The following is a 20,614-nucleotide window of genomic DNA, read 5'->3' as shown; positions in this document are numbered from 1 at the left end:
AGTCGAGACCGTCCCGTCCATGTGGATGGCCGGGATGCCCCTTGTTGCGCCGCCTGCCGGCAGCAAAATGCCGATAACGCTAACAAGAATGGCAGCCCCCGGCCGATATACGTTCAACCAGTTGAAAAAACGTTTATATTGCTGCTGGATACTGCCCGACCGACTCGCCCACCCCCCGGAGCATCATGCATTCGTCCCAAATCGCCCGCCGCACTCTTTTGCAGGCCGCTCTAGGAGGCGGCGCCTTCTTTCTATTGCCACAGCTCGCCCGTGCGGCCGATGGGGCCGACGGCGGTGAGCCCGTCCCTTTTTCGTTTGAGTGGCTGACCGGGCAGGCGCGCGAGCTTGCCGAACACGACTATCAGCCTCCGGTGGTCGAAGAGGCGGATATCCTTGAAGAGGTCGATTACGACCGCCACAACGAGATCCGCTTTCGCAAAGAGCGGGCGTTGTGGGGCGACAAGCCCAGCCCTTCGCAGGTGCGTTTTTTCTTTCCCGGCCGCTATTTCAAACAGCCCGTCCGCCTTCATACGGTCGAGGACGGTATGGCCCGCGAAATCCCCTTCTCGGTCGATTTCTTTGACATCCCCGAGGACAACCCCGCCAGGCGACTGGTCCGTACCGAAGGGTTTGCCGGGTTCAGCGCCATGGACGCCAAGACCGGGATCGACTGGATGGCGTTCCTTGGCGCGTCCTATTGGCGAACCTCGGGCTATAGCGGGCAATTCGGCCTTTCGGCGCGGGGGCTGGCGATCGACACCGCTATTGCCGGCGGCCCCGAGGAATTTCCCATGTTTACCCAGTTCTGGCTTGAGCCCGAGAACGAAAACGGCCTGACCGCCTATGCGCTGCTTGACAGTCCGCGTGCCACCGGGGCCTATCGCATCGTTTCGCGCCGGGGCGACGGGGTGGTGCAGGACGTGACCGCCCGCATCTTTATGCGCGACACGGTTGAACGTCTGGGCCTTGCGCCGCTGACCTCGATGTTCTGGTTTGCCAAGAATACCCCCCATGTCTCGCCCGACTGGCGGCCAGAGGTACATGATTCAGACGGGCTGGAAATTCTGACGGGCAGCGGAGAGCGCATCTGGCGGCCGTTGAACAACCCGCCCCATACGATGGTGAACACGTTCAGCGCGCCCTCGGTCAAAGGGTTTGGCCTGATGCAGCGCGAAAGGGATTTTGAGCAATATCAGGATGATGGCGTATTCTACGACCGTCGCGCCGGCGCCTGGGTCGTCCCGGGGCAGGATTGGGGTCAGGGCACCGTCACCTTGGTCGAGATCAGCACCGATGATGAGATTCACGACAATATCGTCGCCTTCTGGCAGCCCGCCGGGGCGGTCAAACCGGGCGACAGTCATGAGCTTAGTTATACCCTGTCCTGGCTCAAGGACAGCCCGCTGACCGGCAGCACCGGCCAGTTCACCGCCGTCCGACTGGGCGCGGGGGGCGTGCCGGGACAACCGCGCCCGCAGGATACGGTTAAAATTGTCTGCGATTTTACTCCTCATGACCTTGGGGCGGGCGACAAGCCCTATTTCAACATCACCAGTTCGCGCGGGGTGGTTTCGAATGATGCGGTCTATCCCATCGTTGGCCAGTCGGCCTGGCGGGCCATGTTCGATCTGGGCTTTGGCGGCCCGGAAGAGCTGGTCGGGCGCGACGATAGCCCCATCGACCTGCGCGCCTTTGTAGCCAAGGGGGATGAGGCGGTGACCGAGACTTTGCTGTTGCAGCTATTCCCCACGCAACTGCGCGCCATGCTGGCCCGCAAGCCGTAACGCACAGAGTCGGCCCCCGGATTCGCGGTCAATCCTGTGAGCCGGCCTTTCCTTTCGCGTTGCAGAAGAAATTTCCCGTAGAGTTTGCGATGCGGGAATAATTAAGTCGTGCGGAAGGAAATTTAAAACGACCAATTTCATCGTTTTTTAATCCTTTTCGGGTTAGCCTGCATGCAGACGAAAGCAGCAGGAGGTTGCGGCCGTGTATATGAAGATCACCGAGCGTGCCCCGTCGCGTCGAATTTCCGATGTCCTCGAATTCGACCTCGGCCCCCGCATGGGTTTCGAGCACCATTCGCCCGTTGTGGATGAGCTTGCGGGCCATCACGGCGTTCTGGCGCAGCTGAGAAAGCTTGGCAGCCGTCTGCTGACCCGGGACCGGGGTGATGTGCGACCGCGCCACCGGCCGTCGGCCGCGGCCCTGCTTTCGCCCGCCGACCCCGGGGTTTTCAGCCTTTGGGAGCGCCGGGCCGTTGCTGCCTTTGCCTCAATCCTGACCGGAAACGTCCATCAGGCAAAATATGTTGGTCTGTTGGCCGACAGCCATAATGACACGGGCGAGCGCGTCGGTGATCTGAGCCAGGCGGTTCTGGCCGAGGCGCATCGCCTTGCCAGTACTATGCCGCTTGACCGTTACCGGGTCGGGGATCGTCTGCGCGAAAGGCTGAATGACCGTGTCGCGGCAGCGCTGGAACATGTCTGGCAGATTCTCCACGGTCTTTCTGGCACCGGGGCAAGTCGCCAGTGCCTGTCTCGTGCCGGCTGGAGCGAGGATGACATTGTTTCGCTGGAACATGTCGTCAGCCTTTTTTCACCGATGAGCGTGATCCGGCACTGATCTGCCCAACAGAAACCCGGGCTAAACAGGCAGAGCTGAAAGGCCCGGTGCGGCACCCGCACGACGGGTGCTGCAAAAGGGCGGCCGAGGGATAGAACGAACTGCCTGGCGGCTGCGCCGGGCCTGGAGATGCAGCGCGACCCTGCTTGCCGTATCCGCCCGGCGCGGGCTTGCAGGTTTTGTAACCGTGCAGCCTGCCTCGGCCTTTGGCCCTAAGGTCAGGCCCCGTAAACGCGGCTGATGAGCGTGCTATGCTGTGATTCACGTTTCCACCTCAGGGAGGGATCATACTGGTTGACCGATGAGCAGATGGAGCGTCTGCGACAGTTTTTTCCAAAGTCACGAGGCAGGTCTCGCTTTGACGACTGACGCGTGCTGAGCGGTATGATCTTTATTCAGCGCAACGGGTTGATGCGGAAACACGCACCTGCCGCCTCTGGTCCCGCGAAGACGCTCTACAACCGCTGGAAGTGCTGGAGCCGAATGGGAGTGTTCGCTACCAGCATGACCGAACTGGCGGGCAGGCGCAGGAAACCGATATGATGATGATCGATGCGACACATCTGAAAACGCACCGGACGGCGTTGAGCCTGGCGCTCCAAAAGAGGGACGCGGACGGCTGATCGGGCGCTCCCAGGGCTGGCTGAACTCGAAGTTGCATGTTCTGGCCGATGCCAAGGGTCGCGCGATCAGGCTGTTTCTGTCGGCAGACCAGACCCCGGACTACATCGGTGCGCGGGCGCTGCTCTCGCAGGCGGCCTCATTGCTGGCTGACCGGGAATATGACGCCGCATGGTTCCGTAACGAACTGATCGGAATAGGCATTTCACCCTGCATCCCGCCCCGGAAAGCCCGGAATGTTCCGATCCCACACAACGCCGACCTCTGCCGCCAACGCCACAAGGTCGAGAACATGTTCGCCAGGTTGAAGGGCTGGCGTCGGATCGCAACCCGCTACGATCGCTGCCCCATCCTGTCTCTCTCCGCCTTCGCCCTGGCAGCTACCGTCATTTGCTGGTTATGAGTCCTGACCGTAGGTGTTTGATCCCACAGTTTGATGGTGCGATCTTTTCTTTGGAATGGAAGGATGCCCTATGGGACAAATTCGCCATGGCAGCGCCACGATCACGCACGCTGTCCGAACAACAATACAACAATACAGCGATCGCAAGCTTCGTTCGCGCAGTTGGGCCGCGAACTGGGGATTAACCCCAAGACCGTCGCGAAGTGGCGCAAGCGCGCGACGGCCGAAGACATGAAGACAGGGCCGGCAGAGCTCCGTTCGACAGCTTTGTCCGAGGCCGGGGAGGCGATGACCGTTGCGTTCAGACGTCATACACTTCTGCCCTTAGACGATTGTCTCTACGCTCTGCAACCTTCGATCCCCCACCTGACGCCATCAGCTGTCTGCAGCGACATGGCATCTCGCGCTTGCCTGATATGGAGAGTGACAAGCCGAAGCGGTCGGAATTCAAACGCTACCCGATCGGCTTCTTCCACATCGACATAGCTGAGGTGCAGACAGCTGAAGGTAAGCAATATTTGTTCGTCGGCATCGACCGCACGAGCAAGTTCGCCGTGACCCAACTCGTCGATAGAGCCGACATGAAGACAGCCTGGGAATTCCTTCAGCATATGCTTGAAGCCGTGCCTTACCAGGTTCACACCGTTCTCACGGACAACGGAATCCAGTTCGCAGAGCAGCCGTGGAACCGGAACACCCTCTACTCCCGGCTGATGCGCTTCGACATGATCTGTGAGGCAAACGGGATTGAGCACCGGCTGACCAAGCCCAACCATCCCTGGACCAACGGCCAGGTCGAACGGATGAACCGCACGATCAAGGACGCCACCGTCAAACGCTTCCACTACGAAACCCACGACCAACTGCGAACGCACCTCGCAGACTTCATGGCGGCCTACAACTTCGCACGAAGGCTAAAGATCCCCGGCGGTCTCACGCCTTACGAATACATCTGCGCGATCTCGACATCAGAGCCCGACAGATTCATCCTGAACCCGGTCCATCAGATACCGGGACTGAGCAACTAGGTGCTGCCGCTAATGATGTGCAATTCCGCGCCATCTGGTGGCTTGGGGCTGTGATCCTACAGTGGATATTGGCCGGGCTGGGTTTCCACGGTGATCCAGCGCAGCTCGGTGAATTCGGCAATACCCGCCTTGCCTCCAAAGCGGCCATAACCGGAACTGGCGGTCCCGCCGAAGGGCATCTGTGCCTCGTCATGCACGGTCGGGCCGTTGATGTGGCAAATGCCTGACCTGATCTGGCGTGCCACCGTCAGCCCGCGCGCCATGTCGCGGGTAAATATTGCTGCTGACAGCCCGTATTCCCCGTGGTTGGCAAGGCGGATCATGTCCTCTTCGTCACGGGCGCGGAAAATGGCGACCACTGGACCAAAGCTCTCTTCGTTGGCGATGCGCATATCGGTCGTGACGTGATCGACCACCTGCGCCGGCATCAGCACACCCTCGGCCGTTCCGGCAGAATGCAGGGTTGCGCCTTTCTGGCGGGCGTCCTCGATCAGAGCCGTGACTTTGGTGACGGTCTGGACATCGACCACTGCGCCCAGAGGGGCCTTGCCCTCGCGAGGATCTCCGGCCTTCAGTGCAGCAGCACGGGCGATAAACCGTGCAACGAAATCCTCGGCAACCCCGGGGGCAAGGATGATACGTTCGGTCGACATGCAGATCTGGCCCTGATTGAAAAAGGCACCAAAGATCGCGGCATTCACCGCCTCTTCCAGATCGGCGTCGTGCAGCACCATAAACGGGGCCTTGCCGCCCAATTCAAGCAGGCAGGGTTTAAGCTGCCGTGCTGCGCGTTCGGCAATGATGCGGCCGACCTTGGTCGATCCGGTAAAGTTGATCCGCCGCACCGCAGGATGATCGATCAGCGTTCCGACGATATCGGCTGCGTCCTCGGGGGCGTTAGTGACAAGGCTGACAAGGCCGCGGGGCACCCCGCCTTCCTCAAGGGCCTCGACGATCAGCGAATGGGTGCGCGGGCAGGTCTCGGACGCTTTGAAGACCACGGCATTTCCGCAGGCCAGAGGGGTCGCCAGAGCCCGGACACCCAGGATCACCGGCGCATTCCAGGGTGCGATGCCAAGCACCACCCCGACCGGCTCACGGCTGGCCATGGCAAGACAGCCCGGCTTGTCTGACGGGATGACCTCGCCCGCGACCTGCGTGGTCAGCGCTGCCGCTTCGCGCAGGATCGAGGCAGCCAGCATGGTGTTGAAACGTGCCCAGGGTTCGGTCGCACCGATCTCGTCAGCCATGGCGGCGACGAAAGCATCGGCGCGGGCGGCAAGCGCATCGGCCGCACCAAGCAACGCTGCGCGCCGGGCGTTGGGGCCAAGTGCGGCCCAGGTGGGAAAGGCTGCGGCGGCCGCGTCAGCCGCCGCGATTGCATCGGCCGGGCTTGCGGCGGCGGCTTCGCTGGCAATCGCGCCGGTGACCGGGTTGCGGCGGTGAAAGCTGCGCCCGTCGCTGGCAGGGCGTGCCTTTCCACCGATCTTCATGCTGACGAAACCCATGCTCTCCTCCTGTCGCGCGGGGTCGAATCGGGGCTGTGGGGCCCGCGACCGGGCCATAGCATCATTCCCGTGAGGGCAGGGCAATGTGGTCGGTCTAATGCCCGCCGCCACCGCCGCCGCCGCCGGACGCGGGGCGTTCGACAAATATCAAAAGCAGCGCGAGAGAGGCGAAAAGAGCGGTCAGCAGCACAAAGATATCGGCCAGCGACATAAGCATTGATTGCAGACGCGCCATCTGGGTCAGTGTCGCCAGCGCCGCGGTATCGGCTGCCTCGCCAAGGCTGGAATAAACCTGTTCCAGCATCCGCATCGTCTCTTGCGCGGCATGGTTGGTGCCGCTGACGCTTTCGGCGATGCGGGCATAATGCAGATCCTCGCGGTTGCGCAGCACGGTGTTGATAAGCGCCAGCCCGACCGCGCCGCCAAGGTTGCGCGTCAGGTTGAACAGGCCCGAGGCGTTCTTGACTTTTTCAGGTGGCAGCATCCCCAGTGCGATGTTCGATACCGGCACCATGCAGAGCATCAGCGAGACACCGCGCAGGATCTGAGGCAGGAAGATTTCCCAATAGTCCCAATCCTCGGTCAGCCCGGTCATCATCCAGCAGCTAAAGGCAAAGATCCCGAACCCGATACCCATCATCAGCCGGGGGTCGACGCTTTGCGACAGCCGTCCGGCGATAGGGGCGGTCAGAAACATCGACACGCCCGACACCATCATCGCTTCGCCGATCTGTAGCGAATTATAGCCGCGTACCCCCGACAGATAGAGCGGAAAGATATAGATCAGCCCATAAAGCCCGATCCCAAGGCCAAAGGAAAACAGCGAGCCCATGGCAAAGTTGCGGTCGGCAAAGGCGTCGAGCCGCACGATAGGTTCTTGGGCCGTGAATGCGCGCCAGAAGAAAAGAAAACCGCCAACCGCCATCACTGCGGTCATGGCGACGATGAGTTCGTCGGCGAACCAGTCGTCTGCCGCGCCTTCTTCCAGCACATATTCCATTGCGCCAAGAAACAGCGCAAGGCCCAGAAAACCCCACCAGTCAAAGCGGCGCAGCAGGCTCATGTCCGGCTTGTCAAAGTCGATCATCAGAAAAGCCGCGCTGGTGACGATGATGCCGGGAATGACGTTGATGAAAAACAACCAGTGCCAGCTAAGGTATTCCGTCAGATAGCCGCCAAGCGTCGGCCCGATCGTTGGGGCTAGCGTCGCCACCAGCCCGATCATGGGCGAGACGATATGCATCTTTGATCGCGGAAAGATCGTGAAGGCGCAGGCAAAGACCGTGGGGATCATTGCCCCGCCGATGAAACCCTGAAGCGCGCGCCAGATGATCATCTCGGTCATCGAGTTTGACAGGCCGCACATCAGGCTCATCAATGTAAAGCCGCCCGCCGAGATGGTGAACAGCCAGCGCGTCGACAGCATCCGCGACAGATAGCCTGACAGCGGAATCATGATGACCTCGGCGATCAGATACGAGGTCTGGATCCACGGGATCTCATCGCTTGATGCCGCAAGCCCGGCCTGAATTTCAGAAAGCGAGGCCGAGACGATCTGGATGTCCAGAATCGCCATGAACATGCCCAGCACCATCAGCAGAAAGGTGATGAGGCGGCGTGGGTCGATCCGGTCCTCATCCACCGCGGCAGTCATTACGACGGGCGCGGCGGTCACTTCGGCGGTGCCGTTGGCAGCCATGGTCTAGCCCCTGTTGTGGCTGTCGGGCAGGGCGGCGTCCTTGGCCGCAGCTTCGGGCGCGGCAGAGGTGGCGGCGATATCCGGAGCGGCTTCTTCGGGCGTGGTCGTGGGCGGCATCAGCTGCTGACTGGCACCGGTGCGGGTGTCGATCTCGGCAATGACCGACAAGCCGGGGCGCAGGGGCAGGCGAGCGCGGTCCTGTGCGTCGATCTGGATCCGTACCGGAACGCGCTGCACGACCTTGGTGAAATTGCCCGTGGCATTCGACGAGGGCAATATGCTGAACACCTGTCCCGTACCGGCGGCAAGGCTGTCCACCGTGCCATGCAGAACCTCTTTGGGCCAGGCGTCAACTCGGATCGAAACCTTGGCGCCGGGATGGATATCGGCGATCTGGGTTTCCTTGAAATTGGCATCCACATAGACCTCCTGCACCGGCACCAGCGTCCCGATCGGGCTGCCCGGGCCGACGTATGAGCCGACCTCGACCCGCCGTTCGGTCAGGATGCCATCAAAAGGGGCGCGGATCTGTGTAAAGTCCAGATCGCGCTGCGCCTTGCTCAGATCCGTGCGGGCCGATTGCACCTCAAGCCGGGCGGTGTCCAGCCGGGCCTTGAACAACACCAGCTCGGCCTCGGCCTGGGCCAGCGCGCCGCGTGCGCTTTCAACCTGCGCGGCCGAGGATTTCGCGTTCGCCTCGGCTGCATCCAATGCGGCCTGAGTGCCGGCGGAAGTGGTCTTTAGCTCGCGCGCCCGGCGATAGGCCCGTTGTGCGCCGTCGCTGGTTGCCTCGGCGGCGGTCACTGCGGCGTGGGCCTGGCGGATTGCGGCCTCTCCGGCGGTGATCTGCGCCTCAAGCTGACGCACGTTGCTTTCGGCGACGGCCAGGCCGTTGCGGCTGCTTTCCAGCGCCAGTTCATAATCCTCGGGGTCGATGCGGGCGATGACCTCACCCTTGCGGACGGGCGCGTTGGCCGCGACAAGGATCTCGGCGATATAGCCACTTTCGCGCGCCTGCAGCGTCACCAGATCGGCTTGCAGATAGGCGTCGTCGGTTTTTTCGTGAAAGCGGCCAGAGGTGAACCATTGCCAGCCCTCGTAACCGACCACCGCCAGCAGGATAAATGCCAGCACGCCAAGGATGCGTTTGGCCTTGCCGGGTTTTTTCGCCGCCGGCTGTGCCCCGGGCGAGGGGCCGGTTGCCGCAGACGAATCTTCGTGCGTCGAAGCCATGGTATATCGCGCCTTTCCGATAGTGACCGCTGCCAGCAGATCGAAGAGCCAGCCCCGGTGGAGGAGGGGGGATTCGAGTCGCGGTCAGGCTGCTTATAGTATTGACCGAACCGTTCGGTCAATATACATATTAAGGGACCCTGCGGGATAGGGAATGACTTTTCCTGACGGGGTGGCATATCCTGCCGCACGACATCCGCAGCGTGCAGGAAAAGGAGGCAGGTTTGAACCAACCCGGCGGCAAGACGGCATCTGACAAGGGTGATCAGGGTGATCCCTGCGACCTGACGATGCAGCCCGAGGACAATCCCAAACGCCGCCAGATCCTTGATGGCGCGCGGCGGATGTTCCTGACGCATGGGTTCGAGGCCGCCTCGGTACAGGATATCGCCAAGGCGGCGGGGGTGTCGAAGGGTACGCTCTATGTGTATTTCGACAGCAAAGAGGCGATGTTTCAGGCGCTGGTCTCGACCGAATGCGGTCGCCTGCAACAGACCATCCGCCAGATCGGATCGGGTACGGAGGATGTCGGGCATGAGCTGTGCCAGATCGCCCGACGCATGATCGGCACGCTGCTACAGCGTGAGGTGCTGGCCGCGATGCGCATGATGATCGGCGCGGGTGAGAAATTCCCCGAACTGGCTCGGCTGATCTATCAGGCCGGGCCCACCCGCTCGATCAAGGCTTTGGCAGAGTATTTTGAGCGCCGCGTGGCCCAGGGCGATCTGGTGATGAGCGACTGCCTTGAGGCGGGGGCCGAATTCGTCGACCTGTTGCTGGGCGGTTTGCAGCGCCGCGCGCTTTTGATGATGCCTCCGCTGAGTGATGAAGAGATTGAGGCCTTTATCCGCCGCCGCGTCGCACGTTTTCTGGCCGTCTATGCCCCCGGTCCGGTGGCGGGCTGACGGCGCCTTTTCTGCGTCAATTGGCCCAAGCGCGGCAGGGCCGCGGTGATGGCTATACTGGCGGTGAGTGACAACACCGGGCATGGCCGTCCAGCCCCTCTGGCCCCTCCGGCACTTTCGGGGGGCGTCCTGCCAGGCGGCTCTCAGCAAGATCGGAGGACTGACATGGCCGAGGAACGGGATTGCGTGATTGCGGGCGGCGGACCGGCGGGGATGATGGCGGGGCTGCTGTTGGCGCGGGCGGGTGCCCGCGTCACGGTCCTGGAGCGGCATCCCGATTTCCTGCATGATTTTCGCGGCGACACCATCCATCCAGCCACCCTGCAACTGATGGCCGAACTGGGCTGGCTGGACGAATTCCTGCGCCTGCCGCATCAAAAGGCGCCCGACCTGCATGCTGAGATCGCGGGCCAGCAGGTCACCATCGCCGATTTCAGCCGCCTGCCGCTCGACTGTCGCTATATCGTCTTTATGCCGCAATGGGATTTCCTGAATTTTCTGGCGGAAAAGGCGCAGGAGCTGCCGGATTTTTCGCTGCGTATGGGCCATGGCGTCAGCGGCCTTTTACGCGAAAACGGGCGCATCCACGGCGTGATCTGGCAGGACACAAGCGGCGCGAAAGGCGAGATCCGCGCGCCGCTGGTCATTGGTGCGGACGGTCGGCATTCGGTGGTGCGTACCAAGGCAGGGCTGGAGGTTCAGGACTTTGGCTCAGCGGTTGATGTGCTGTGGCTGCGGCTGACGCGCCTGCCCGACGATCCGGTCCCTGCGATGAGCCATGCCGGCCCGCAGCAAGGGCTGGTGCTGATCGACCGCGGCGATTTCTGGCAATGCGGCTATGTCATCCGCAAGGGCAGTTTCGATGACCTCAAGGCGCGCGGCCTGCCCGCATTTCGCGCCGCGCTGGCTGCGCTGGCGCCCCTGCCGGCCGGGCGGTTTGACGAAATACAGGGCTGGGATCAGGTGCACCTGCTTTCGATCCGCATGGACCGGCTGAAACGCTGGTGGGCGCCGGGGGTGTTGTGCATCGGCGATGCGGCACATGCCATGTCGCCGGTCGGGGGGTTCGGCGTCAACCTTGCCATTCAGGACGCGGTGGCGGTGGCAAATATCCTTGCCCGCCCTTTGCGCGAGGGGCGGTTGCAGGATGCCGATCTGGCCCGGGTCGAGGCCCGCCGCCGTTTCCCGACCAAGGCCACGCAGGGATTGCAGCGCATGATGCGTCGCAAGCGTAACGAAAAGGGCGAGGCCGCGCCGCGCCCGCCGGGCTTTATCCGTGCAATCGCCCGCTTTCCGCTGCTTGCCCATGCCATGGGCCGGCTGATCGGCATGGGGTTCCGGCCCGAACATGTAAAAGAGGTGCCAGGCCATGGCGTGGACTGACGCCGGGTGGCGCGAGGTCGGCCATGCCCGGGCCTGAGCGCCATTCTGCCGTGATGCGGGCGCTGTTTCTTGCGCTTGGCCTTGGCTTTACCGGTCTGGGCTTTGTCGGGATATTTCTGCCGCTGCTGCCGACGGTGCCCTTTCTGATCCTTGCCGCCGCCTGCTTTGCCCGCTCGTCCGAGCGGCTGGAGAACTGGCTGCTTTCACATCCGCAATTCGGCCCGCTGCTTTCGGACTGGCGTGAGCGCGGGGCGATCCCGATGCGGGCCAAATGGGCGGCGCTTATCGGGACGCTGACAGGCTTTGGGCTGTTTTTATTCTTCAGCCACCCGGGCTGGCCGCTGGTACTGGCGGTGGCCGGGCTGATGGGGCTGGGGCTCGGCTATATCTTTACCCGCCCTTCGGCATAAGGAATTCGGCAAGGCAACAGAGGTCCGCGCCTTGCCGCGATATCTTAGCGCGCAAAGCCGCTGATCTGGGGCAGCCAGGTTGAAAGCGCAGGCACAAAGGTCAGGATCAGCAATGATGCCAGCGCCGCAAGAAAGAACGGCGGCAATTCGCGGATCAGCGCCGAGGGTTTTTGCCGTGTCGCCGAGGCGACGACAAAAATCAGCCCTCCGACCGGGGGCGTCATCAGCCCGAAGGTCAGGTTGACGATGACGATGATGGCGAAATGGTCTGCTGCGATGCCAAGGTTATGCGCGATGGGCGCAAGAATCGGCACAAGGATCATCACCCCGGGCAGCGGGTCCATGAACATGCCAAACACCAGCAGCAGCAGGTTCACCATCAGCAGAAACGCTATGGGTGACAGGTCCATGGCGATGACCGCGTCAGCCATGGCCTGCGGCACGCCCTCGATGATCAGCACCCAGGCAAAGGCACGTGCGGCAGCCAGGATCATCAGCACCGCGACCGACATGATAGCCGAGCGCAGGAAAGCCCCCCAAAGATCGCTTAGCGTAAAGCCGCGATAGATAAAGGCGCTGGTCAGGATCGCGTAGAAAACTGCGACGACCGAGGCTTCGGTCGGGGTAAAGACCCCGCCGCGAATGCCGCCGACGATCAGCACGATCAACAAAAGCGCGGGCAGCGCAGCACCGGTGTTGCGCAGCATATCGCCCAGCGGCGGGCGCGGCTCTCCGCTGCGATAGTTGCGTTTGCGGCTGATCCACCAGTTCACGGCGGCCAAAAGGCCGGCGATCAGGATGCCGGGCAGGATGCCTGCCATGAACAGCGAGCCGACCGAGGTATTGCGATCCTGCAGCGCATAGATGATCATGGTGATCGAGGGCGGAATGATCGGGTCGATGACCGCGACCGAGATGGTCAGCGCCCCGGCATAGGCTTTGGAATAGCCGCTGCGCTCCATCATCCGTGCCATCATTGCGCCGGGGCCGGCAGCCGAGGCCAGCGCCGAGCCCGAGATCCCGGCAAACAGCGTCCCGGTCAGGATATTGGCATAGCCAAGCCCGCCGCGCAGATGCCCGACGAATTGCGAGGCAAAACGCAGCAGCATGCGCGAGATCGCGCCCGTGGACATGATCTCGGCCGCGAGGATGAAAAAGGGCACAGCCAGCAGCGGAAAGCTGTCAAGACCGGTGAACATCTCTTTCACCACCACGACCAGCGGATAGCGGCCTGAAAGGCCGACCGCGGCAAAGGCAGCCATGGCCAGCGCAAAGGCGATGGGCACCCCCATGATCATCAGGATCAGAAATGCGACAATCAGAATCTCAACCAACTGGGGCCTCGTCAGATTGCTGCAGGCCCGCCCGCAGATATTGTGGTGCGACCAGCGCCAGATGCAGGATCATCAGCAGGAAACCGACGGGCATTGCGGCATAGATCCACTTCATCGGCACCTGCAGTGCCGCCGACCGCTGGATCGAGGTCCGGTTCATGTAGTCGATGCCGACCCAGACCATGAAGGCGAAAAAGCCGAACAGGATCAACAGGATCACGCCGCGCAGGACAAGCTGACCCCTGGCGGGCAGGGCGTCCTGTGCATTGGTGATGGCGGCGTGGGCGCCGTGGCGCAGCGCCAGCCCGCAGCCCAGAAAGGTCAGCCAGATCATCGAGTAACGCGCGACCTCATCGGCCCAGGTCAGCGAATTGCCGGTCAGGTAGCGACCGGCGACGTTCCAGCCAAGGATCCCCGCCATGGCGGCAAGTCCAAGAACCAGAACGGCACCGTTCAGCGCGACAAAGGCGTGTTCGATCCGGCGCATCGGTTATTCGACCGCCTGGATGCGGTCCATCAGCTCTTTGCCGAACTGGGTCTCATATTGCTTGTAAGGCCCGGCCAGCGCGTCGCGGAAGGCGGCTTTTTCTTCGGGCGACAGCTCGTTGATCTGCATGCCGGCCTGTTTCATCGCCTCGACGCCCGAGGCATCGACATCGTCCACATAGGCGCGCATCGCCGTCACCGCATCGCGAGCGGCCTTGTCAAAGGCGGCTTTCTGCGTGTCGTCGAGCCCGTTCCACAGCGAAGGCGAAACAAGGATGATCGTCGAGGAATAGACATGGCCGTCGAGGGTCAGGAACTTCTGCACCTCGTCAAGCTTGGCCGATACGATCACCGACAGCGGGTTTTCCTGCCCGTCGATGGCGCCTTGTTCAAGCGCGCCGATCACCTCGGGCCATGCCATCGGGGTAGGGGCGGCGCCAAGGGCGCGGAACGCCTCGATATGCACCGGGTTTTCCATGGTGCGGATCTTGAGCCCGCTCAGGTCGGCGGGTTTCTCGACCGGGCCGCGGTTGCTGGTGATATGGCGAAAGCCCTGCTCACCCCAGGCCAGCGCGTGCAGACCGGCGGCGTCGAACTTCGCCAGCATCTCCTGCCCGACCTCGCCGTCCAGAACCTTGCGGGCGTGATCTTTGTCCCGCAACAGGAAGGGGATGCCCAAAACGCCGACTTCGGGGACGAAATTGGTCAGCGTACCGTCCGAGGCGATGGTCATTTCGACAGTGCCAAGCTGCAGCCCTTCGAGAACCTCACGCTCACCGCCCAGACCCGATGAGGGGAAATGGCGGAAGGTGAACTGGTCGCCAAGGCTTTCCTTGAGCGAGGCTTCGAATGCCTTGGCACCCGCGCCGTAATGGCTGTCCTCGGCCAGAGCGTAACCGATCTTGATTTCCTGCGCGAACGACGGCGCGGCGACGGCAGCGCAAAGCAGCGCGGCGGCAAAGACGTGTTTCATGCTGGTTCCTTCCCGTTTCCGGGGGCGATTTAGCGCTACATGACGGGAATGTGCAATCCCGGCACCCGTCGTGGGGCCGGGTGAGAGAGCGGTCCCGCCCCTCAGGCAGGGCGGGATTGCGGCACGGTATCAGGGGTGCCTTCGAATGCGTTAGCGATTTCTGTCTCGCAGCAGCCATTGGCCAGCATTGCCGCCAGCAGGATGCGCGCCTGCCCCGGGCGCAGCACACGGGCGTGGATGGCTCCGGCGCGGCGCATGTCATGGCCGCCGCCCCCGCCGCCATAGATTGGCGAAAGCAGTCCTTCGGGCACGCGGCTTGAGACGACGACAACCGCGCCTTCGTTGCGGGCTCGCGCGATTGCCGCGACCAGTTCGGGCGTGGCATTGCCGGACCCCAGTGCCGCGATGACGATGCCGCGGGCGCCGGCTGCAAGGCTGGCCTCAAGCAGCAGCCCGTCGCTGCCGGGATGGGCGGCGATGATATCGACCCTCAGATCGCTGACAGGGGCGGGCAAGGGGTGCGAGATGGTTGCCCCTTCATCCGCCACCCGCCGAAAGGCGTCGGGTGCATCGGTCGAGAATTTGTAAAGCCCCCAGACCGGCATGACCTGACCGCCAAAGGCCAGGGCGACCCCCGGATCTGCCTGGGGTTGCAGTGCCGCCCGGACAGCATCAGTGAAATTCCGCGCGCCGTCCGAGCGTGGATGGTCAGATGCAAACTGCGCCCCGGTAAAGATCACCGGCTTTTGCGGGCCATGCTGCAACTGAACGAGGAGCGCGGTTTCCTCCATTGCGTCGGTGCCGTGCAGTGCGATGACCCCCGTGACCTGCGGATCGGCCAGTGCTGCCCCCACCGCATCGCTGATCCGCTGCATGTCGGCCAGCGTCAGACTGGCCGAGTCCTTGGCCAGCACCTCTTGCGCGCGCAGATCCACCGCCATCGGCGGCAGTAGTGACAGCAGCTCGGCGGCCCCAAGGTTTGGCCGTGCGGCTCCGTCGGAATCCAGGCTGCTTGCAATGGTTCCGCCGGTGGTCAGGACCACCAGCAGCGGGTTCTGGCCCGTTCCGGTCACGACATAAGCCCTATGGCCTTGCACATTTTCCCCCTGCAGATTTGGCCCTGTTTCAGATCGGCCTCCGGGTCTTGGGCTCCGGTTATCTCAATCTGTCAGACAGCTTGGGGATTAGCACAGCCTGCGGCAGGGTCAAGACGCCATCGCGAAAGCCCGGCATAATCTTGCGTCACGGGTCAGTCAATGAAAGGAAAATTGCGCCCGGGTTCCGCAATGTGGAAGATCACGAATTCGCCGGACGCTGGTTGATGATCCAGGTCATCGCCTGTTCGACCTCGTGCAGGTGGTCGCGCATGGCGGTCTGCGCCTCGGATTCCGAGCCTGCGGCAATCGCTTCGGCGATGCGGCGATGTTCGTGATTTGAGGTAATGCGCCGGTCAGCCATCAGGTTCACCAGCTCGGACTGGCGCATCAGCGCATCGCGAGAGTCGGTGACGATGCGGGCAAACAGCCGGTTGCGCGCTGCCTCGGCGATCAGGCAGTGGAAATCGGAATCAAGGCGCACCCATTTCAGCGCATCCTCTTGCCGCTCCATGCTGTCGCACAGTTGCAGCAGGCGTTTCATGTCCTCTTCGCTGCGGCGCAGGGCGGCCCAGCCGGCGGCGGGGATCTCGATAAAAGGCCGCGCCTCGATCAGCTCACGGGCGGAATAGCTGCCATAGGCAAGCTCGGGCACCTGCCTGTCCGAGATCACGAAGCTGCCGCTGCCGCTGCGGCTGCGGGTCAGCCCCAGCGTCTGCAATGAACGCATGGCCTCGCGGATGATCGGGCGGCTGACGCCATAATGTTCGGCTAGCTTGGCTTCAGAAGGCAACCGGATGCCGACCGGTAAACGACCGGTCAAAATTGCGCCTCGCAGATCCTCGAACACCGTTTCGGCGGCGTTTTTCCGACTGACCGGGCTCTTCTTGGACAACCAATCAGCCACCTTGTTCATGGCGCCAATGTTGCACGTCAGGCGCACCTGTCAAGCCGTCCAGTCGAGGTCGGTGCCTTTTTGTCACCAGATCAATGACAGCGTTGCCGCATGGTGCCGGACGCGGCCGAGGCGCGGTTTTTCGCCCGGCGCGAGATTTTTCAGGTCGTGGTGGTTGTCCTTGCCGTCTGGGCATGGCAGGAAGGGCGCTCGGCGGCGGTGAATGACCCTTGGCGCGATTCTGCGCCGCTATTTTCATATCTGAACATTTACAGGTTTTCCGATGCGTGATCCGTTGTTCCGCATGGCCCTGATTCTTGGCCTGCTTTCCGCCGTCGGTCCCTTTGCGATCGACATGTATTTGCCCGCGCTGCCGCAGGTGGCCCGCGACCTTGGTACGTCCGAGGCCAAGGCCGCCCTGACGCTGACCTCGTATTTCATCGTCTTTGGTATCGCCCAGATGATCTACGGCCCGATGGCCGACGCGGTCGGGCGCAAGAAGCCCCTGGTGATCGGTGTGGCGATCTTTCTTGTCGCTACGGTGGCCGCCAGCCTTGCGCCGACCATCGGCTGGCTGATTGCGGCCCGCGCCCTGCAGGGGCTTGGTGCGGCGACGCTGATGGCGGTGCCGCGCGCGGTGATCCGCGACATGGCGACCGGCCCAGCGGCCGCAAAGATGATGGCCGCGATCATGATTGTGATTTCGGTCTCGCCCATGCTTGCGCCGCTGACCGGCTCGGCCGTGATGGCCTGGGGCGGCTGGCGCGAGATCTTTGCGGTGCTGGCGGCCGCCGCTCTGCTGAGCCTTGCGCTGATTCTTTTTGTGCTGCCGGAAACCCTGCCTCAGGCAGAGCGCCGTCCCGTGCGTCTGACCACCATGGCCGAAGGGGCAAGACGTCTCTTGTCCGACCGCCGCTTTATGGGGCTGACCATGATCGGTGGCTTTGGCATGGCAAGCTTCTTTGTGTTCCTTGCCTCGGCGAGCTTTGTTTATACCGGGCAATATGGGCTTAGCCCGACCGGCTTTTCGCTGGCCTTTGCCGTGAATGCGATCGGCTTTTTCTCTGCTTCGCAATTCGCGGGCAAGCTGGCCGAGCGTTATGGGATGGAGCGGGTCATCTCGCTTGCCATCACCGGTTTTGCGGGACTTGCGCTGCTTTTGTCGGTGGTGGTGATGGCGGGGTTTGATGCTCTGCCGGTGGTGATCGCCGGGTTGTTCATGGCCAATGCTTGTCTGGGCCTGGTGATGCCGACCGCCATGGTCATGTCGCTGGATCCGCATCCGGATATTGCCGGGCTGGCCTCGTCACTGGGTGGCACGATCCAGATGCTGACCGGCGGGCTGATGATCGCCGTCACCAGCCCTTTCCTTGACAATACCTCGGTGACGATGGTGCCAGCGATTGCGCTGTGCGCGGTTCTGGCATGGGCCGCGGCCGCGGCCTCGCTGCCCCGCCTGCGGCTGCTGGCGTAAGGGTTTACTGCGATGGGCGGCGGTGAACACAACCCGGGCCAGATTGCACCCGGTTAGCCGCCGCCATGCCTCGCGCCCCTCATGCGCGGGGCCGGTAAACCGACAGGGCGGCTGGCGGTCACGTCAAAGCCGGCCTTGTCAGAATTCGGCAGCGTCCGGTACGGCCAACAGATCATCGCAGCGTCTGACGCGTGAATTGTGGGTCAGCGGCCCCATATCCGGGCGTGGCTCGCAGGGCGGTTTTATCCTCGAAAAGCCCCGGATGCGCGGTCTGGGGCCAGCTGTCGCCCCGGGGCCAGGGCCAGTGGATTGCCGGGTCGCGCCCGTTCGGCCCAGTCGCGGGGCGGGCTGCCGCGTGATGAAAGATGTCGAACTCAACCTGATCATCCTGCTGCGCCACTAGTCCCGGCTTTCCCGTTCCAGAAGCGCGCGTTTGCGTGCAAGGCCCCAGCGATAACCCGAAAGCGCGCCGTCGCTGCGCACCACCCGGTGGCAGGGGATGGCGACCGCGACCGGGTTTGCTGCGCAGGCCGCCGCTACGGCGCGATGGGCGCGGGGGGCGCCGATGCGGCGGGCAATCTCGGCATAGCTTGTGGTGCTGCCGGGCGGGATCTGACGCAATGCCTGCCAGACCCGCTGTTGAAACACCGTGCCCCGCAGATCAAGCGGCAGGTCAAGCCCGACGCCCGGAGCCTCGACAAAGCCGATGACCCGGGCGATCAGGGCCTGAAATTCTGGATCATCGCCGATGAGGGTGGCGGCAGGAAAGCGGTCCTGAAATTCGTGCAGCAGCGCCTGGGGATCGTCCCCTAATGCGATGGCGCAGATGCCGCGCTGGCTTTGCGCAACAAGGATCGCGCCAAGCTGGCTCTGACCAAGCGCAAAGCGGATTTCGGCCCCGGCGCCTCCCTTGCGCCAGGTCGAAGGCGTCATTCCCAGCATCTGATCCGCGTTCTCATAAAACCGGCTGGCCGAGCCGAAACCTGCATCATAGATCGCCCCGGTCACACTGTCGCTGTCGTGCAACTGCTCGCGCAGCCGGCCGGCGCGATGGGCGATGGCATAGGCGCGGGGCGTCATTCCGGTCGCGGCCTTGAACTGGCGGTGAAAATGAAAGGGGCTCAGCCCCGCCGCCTCGGCCAGCTGTTCCAGGCTGGGCGTGGTTTCAGCGCCTTCGATCAGGCGGCAGGCGGCCGCGACCAGCGCGGCATTCGCCTCGGCCGCTGAAAGACCGCGCGGATTGCAGCGTCGGCAGGGGCGAAAGCCCGCCGCTTCGGCCTCGTCGGGCGCGGGGTACAGCGTTACATTCTGCGCCTTGGCCCGCCGCGCCGGGCAAGAGGGCCGACAGTAGACCCCGGTCGTATGGACGGCATAGACGAAACTGCCATCCGCTGCGGCATCGCGTGCCAGCACCCGCTGCCAGCGCGGATCGGCTTTGGTAGGAAGGGCGGCATCGGTCATGGCAAGAGCCTTTCTGCTGAACAGTTCCTTACCACGGATATCGCCGACGGGGCAGCCGGGCACTCCGCCGCTTGCGGTCAAATTCGCGCGGTCAGGGAATGTTCAACGGGCTGTCGAGCAGGCTGTCGGTCTGGACGAGCGCCTTCAGCGCGGCCGGGTCGGTGATGGTCACACGCATTCCGTCGATATGGACGCCATGGTCACGCAGCGCCTTAAAGGCGCGTGACAGGCTTTCCGGCGTCATGCCCAGATAAGAAGCGAGCAGCCGCTTTTCCTGCGGCAATACAAAGCCCTGCGCCCCGGCATAATCCGATCGTTGCAACAGATACGCCCCCAGCCTTTCGCGGGCATTGCGCAGTTTCAGGTTCTTGGCATGGCGCACGAGGCTGCGATAGCCCTCGGCCAGTTCCTGCACCGTGGCAAGGGCAAAGCCCGGGTCGCGCGAAAAGGCCGCCCGCACATCCACCGCCGGGATCAGCACGATCCGCGAGCGTTGCAAGGTGCGCGCTGACATCAGATAGGGTGCATCGCGCATACAGGCGGCAAGGATAAAGGTCGCAACCGGCTGGACCACCGCCATGGTGGTATCGCGATCCTGCCAATTGGCATAAAGCTCGACCGCACCCTCCAGCACGACATGCAGGAAATTCGCGGCTTCGCCCTGCCGGACCAGTTCAAGCTGTGCGGGGAAAACCTGATCGTAGGCAGCGTGCATCAGCTCATCAAAGGCCGGGCTGGTCATGTTGCGAAACAGGGTCAGCTTGCGGATGTCGTTGCGGTCCTCTTCGCGCATCTGATGATCCTTGCTGTCGTGGCTGGAATCAGGTGCAAGCTGGCAGTTTGTTTGACTATTGTCAATCAATACTGCCAATTTTGTTATTCAGTTAACTAATAGATCCGATACGGCGATTTGAGCAGTTTCCTTGGCAGGAAACATAAAATCCAAATCCGGACGATTTTTCCCCAGGAGGGGGTGCAGGTTGATCCAGATCAAATCTGGTGACACCTGTCCGTGTTGGGTGAGCGGCGGAAATGCGCGTGAAAGACCCAAAACCGGAGCAGCCGCCATGCCGGAAACCCGTTCT

General features: G+C 62.8%; 18 protein-coding genes and 2 pseudogenes. 9 read left to right on the top strand and 11 right to left on the bottom strand.

The annotated features are described in order from the left end of the window. The first annotated feature begins 185 nt into the window (after positions 1-185). The 4 genes and pseudogenes from M511_RS06135 (at position 186) to M511_RS06120 (ending at position 4,674) form a co-directional block, all read left to right on the top strand. Positions 186-1,784: an OpgD/OpgG family glucan biosynthesis protein gene (locus M511_RS06135; protein WP_029372118.1), complete on the top strand. Its 1,599-nt coding sequence runs from the start codon at positions 186-188 to the stop codon at positions 1,782-1,784. Positions 1,785-1,986: 202 nt separating this feature from the next. Further along, positions 1,987-2,622, top strand: coding sequence for a carboxymuconolactone decarboxylase family protein (locus tag M511_RS06130; protein WP_139824548.1), 636 nt, complete (start codon positions 1,987-1,989; stop codon positions 2,620-2,622). A gap of 240 nt (positions 2,623-2,862) precedes the next feature. Further along, positions 2,863-3,646 (top strand): annotated as a pseudogene (locus M511_RS06125) (IS5 family transposase). A gap of 70 nt (positions 3,647-3,716) precedes the next feature. Next, positions 3,717-4,674, top strand: a pseudogene (locus M511_RS06120) (IS481 family transposase). A gap of 56 nt (positions 4,675-4,730) precedes the next feature. Here M511_RS06120 and M511_RS06115 read toward each other — a convergent pair. The 3 genes from M511_RS06115 to M511_RS06105 all read right to left on the bottom strand — a co-directional run bounded on the left by M511_RS06115 (position 4,731) and on the right by M511_RS06105 (position 9,114). Continuing rightward, a complete protein-coding gene (locus tag M511_RS06115; RefSeq protein WP_085501675.1) occupies positions 4,731-6,182 on the bottom strand; it encodes an aldehyde dehydrogenase in 1,452 nt (483 codons plus the stop codon). A gap of 94 nt (positions 6,183-6,276) precedes the next feature. Next, positions 6,277-7,881: a DHA2 family efflux MFS transporter permease subunit gene (locus M511_RS06110; protein WP_010397472.1), complete on the bottom strand. Its 1,605-nt coding sequence runs from the start codon at positions 7,879-7,881 to the stop codon at positions 6,277-6,279. Between the two features lie 3 nt (positions 7,882-7,884). Then, positions 7,885-9,114: an HlyD family secretion protein gene (locus M511_RS06105; protein ID WP_085501674.1), complete on the bottom strand. Its 1,230-nt coding sequence runs from the start codon at positions 9,112-9,114 to the stop codon at positions 7,885-7,887. 224 nt (positions 9,115-9,338) lie between these two features. Here M511_RS06105 and M511_RS06100 point away from each other — a divergent pair, with 224 nt between their 5' ends. From M511_RS06100 to M511_RS06090, 3 genes are all read left to right on the top strand, one after another. Continuing rightward, positions 9,339-10,019, top strand: coding sequence for a TetR/AcrR family transcriptional regulator (locus tag M511_RS06100; RefSeq protein WP_085501673.1), 681 nt, complete (start codon positions 9,339-9,341; stop codon positions 10,017-10,019). 165 nt (positions 10,020-10,184) lie between these two features. Continuing rightward, positions 10,185-11,402: an FAD-dependent oxidoreductase gene (locus M511_RS06095; RefSeq protein ID WP_085501672.1), complete on the top strand. Its 1,218-nt coding sequence runs from the start codon at positions 10,185-10,187 to the stop codon at positions 11,400-11,402. A gap of 23 nt (positions 11,403-11,425) precedes the next feature. Beyond that, the gene (locus M511_RS06090; protein ID WP_176224521.1) at positions 11,426-11,812 is read left to right on the top strand and encodes a YbaN family protein; all 387 of its coding nucleotides are present in this window, start codon (positions 11,426-11,428) and stop codon (positions 11,810-11,812) included. A gap of 44 nt (positions 11,813-11,856) precedes the next feature. Here the strand turns inward: M511_RS06090 and M511_RS06085 are convergent, their stop codons facing one another. From M511_RS06085 to M511_RS06065, 5 genes are all read right to left on the bottom strand, one after another. Further along, a complete protein-coding gene (locus M511_RS06085) occupies positions 11,857-13,146 on the bottom strand; it encodes a TRAP transporter large permease (protein ID WP_010397482.1) in 1,290 nt (429 codons plus the stop codon). After that, complete coding sequence (locus tag M511_RS06080) at positions 13,139-13,633, bottom strand: TRAP transporter small permease (protein WP_010397484.1); 495 nt, start codon at positions 13,631-13,633, stop codon at positions 13,139-13,141. Before M511_RS06080 ends, M511_RS06085 begins: the two co-directional genes overlap by 8 nt. A gap of 3 nt (positions 13,634-13,636) precedes the next feature. Beyond that, positions 13,637-14,605, bottom strand: coding sequence for a TRAP transporter substrate-binding protein (locus M511_RS06075; protein WP_010397487.1), 969 nt, complete (start codon positions 14,603-14,605; stop codon positions 13,637-13,639). A 101-nt stretch (positions 14,606-14,706) separates the two neighbouring features. Continuing rightward, positions 14,707-15,702, bottom strand: coding sequence for an asparaginase (locus M511_RS06070; RefSeq protein ID WP_010397488.1), 996 nt, complete (start codon positions 15,700-15,702; stop codon positions 14,707-14,709). Positions 15,703-15,901: 199 nt separating this feature from the next. Then, positions 15,902-16,594, bottom strand: a complete 693-nt coding sequence (locus M511_RS06065) for a FadR/GntR family transcriptional regulator (RefSeq protein ID WP_240547552.1) — start codon at positions 16,592-16,594, stop codon at positions 15,902-15,904. A 111-nt stretch (positions 16,595-16,705) separates the two neighbouring features. Between M511_RS06065 and M511_RS06060 the strand changes: the two genes are divergently transcribed. Together M511_RS06060 and M511_RS06055 are read left to right on the top strand one after the other, a co-directional pair. After that, complete coding sequence (locus M511_RS06060) at positions 16,706-16,885, top strand: hypothetical protein (protein ID WP_085501670.1); 180 nt, start codon at positions 16,706-16,708, stop codon at positions 16,883-16,885. Next, the gene (locus M511_RS06055; protein ID WP_085501669.1) at positions 16,878-18,068 is read left to right on the top strand and encodes a multidrug effflux MFS transporter; all 1,191 of its coding nucleotides are present in this window, start codon (positions 16,878-16,880) and stop codon (positions 18,066-18,068) included. The genes M511_RS06060 and M511_RS06055 overlap by 8 nt, the downstream gene beginning before the upstream one ends. A gap of 399 nt (positions 18,069-18,467) precedes the next feature. On the opposite strand, the gene ada is transcribed toward M511_RS06055, so the two are convergent. The 3 genes from ada to M511_RS06040 form a co-directional block, all read right to left on the bottom strand. Next, positions 18,468-19,529, bottom strand: coding sequence for a bifunctional DNA-binding transcriptional regulator/O6-methylguanine-DNA methyltransferase Ada (gene ada / locus M511_RS06050; RefSeq protein WP_085501667.1), 1,062 nt, complete (start codon positions 19,527-19,529; stop codon positions 18,468-18,470). Positions 19,530-19,620: 91 nt separating this feature from the next. Next, positions 19,621-20,322: a helix-turn-helix domain-containing protein gene (locus M511_RS06045; RefSeq protein ID WP_010397498.1), complete on the bottom strand. Its 702-nt coding sequence runs from the start codon at positions 20,320-20,322 to the stop codon at positions 19,621-19,623. An 87-nt stretch (positions 20,323-20,409) separates the two neighbouring features. Further along, complete coding sequence (locus M511_RS06040; RefSeq protein ID WP_139824547.1) at positions 20,410-20,598, bottom strand: hypothetical protein; 189 nt, start codon at positions 20,596-20,598, stop codon at positions 20,410-20,412. Positions 20,599-20,614 lie beyond the last annotated feature (16 nt).

Source organism: Paracoccus sp. J56 (assembly GCF_019633685.1).
Lineage (GTDB): Bacteria > Pseudomonadota > Alphaproteobacteria > Rhodobacterales > Rhodobacteraceae > Paracoccus > Paracoccus kondratievae.
The sequence above is the reverse complement of the archived record's forward strand: the minus strand, read 5'-3'. Positions and strand labels throughout refer to the sequence as shown.

Coding starts and splice junctions, on each gene's coding strand:
- M511_RS06135 (WP_029372118.1), top strand. CDS start 186: ATGCATTCGTCCCAAATCGCCCGCCGCACTCTTTTGCAGGCCGCTCTA.
- M511_RS06115 (WP_085501675.1), bottom strand. CDS start 6,182: ATGGGTTTCGTCAGCATGAAGATCGGTGGAAAGGCACGCCCTGCCAGC.
- M511_RS06110 (WP_010397472.1), bottom strand. CDS start 7,881: ATGGCTGCCAACGGCACCGCCGAAGTGACCGCCGCGCCCGTCGTAATG.
- M511_RS06105 (WP_085501674.1), bottom strand. CDS start 9,114: ATGGCTTCGACGCACGAAGATTCGTCTGCGGCAACCGGCCCCTCGCCC.
- M511_RS06095 (WP_085501672.1), top strand. CDS start 10,185: ATGGCCGAGGAACGGGATTGCGTGATTGCGGGCGGCGGACCGGCGGGG.
- M511_RS06090 (WP_176224521.1), top strand. CDS start 11,426: ATGCCCGGGCCTGAGCGCCATTCTGCCGTGATGCGGGCGCTGTTTCTT.
- M511_RS06080 (WP_010397484.1), bottom strand. CDS start 13,633: ATGCGCCGGATCGAACACGCCTTTGTCGCGCTGAACGGTGCCGTTCTG.
- M511_RS06075 (WP_010397487.1), bottom strand. CDS start 14,605: ATGAAACACGTCTTTGCCGCCGCGCTGCTTTGCGCTGCCGTCGCCGCG.
- M511_RS06060 (WP_085501670.1), top strand. CDS start 16,706: ATGGTGCCGGACGCGGCCGAGGCGCGGTTTTTCGCCCGGCGCGAGATT.
- M511_RS06055 (WP_085501669.1), top strand. CDS start 16,878: ATGCGTGATCCGTTGTTCCGCATGGCCCTGATTCTTGGCCTGCTTTCC.
- ada (WP_085501667.1), bottom strand. CDS start 19,529: ATGACCGATGCCGCCCTTCCTACCAAAGCCGATCCGCGCTGGCAGCGG.
- M511_RS06045 (WP_010397498.1), bottom strand. CDS start 20,322: ATGCGCGAAGAGGACCGCAACGACATCCGCAAGCTGACCCTGTTTCGC.
- M511_RS06040 (WP_139824547.1), bottom strand. CDS start 20,598: ATGGCGGCTGCTCCGGTTTTGGGTCTTTCACGCGCATTTCCGCCGCTC.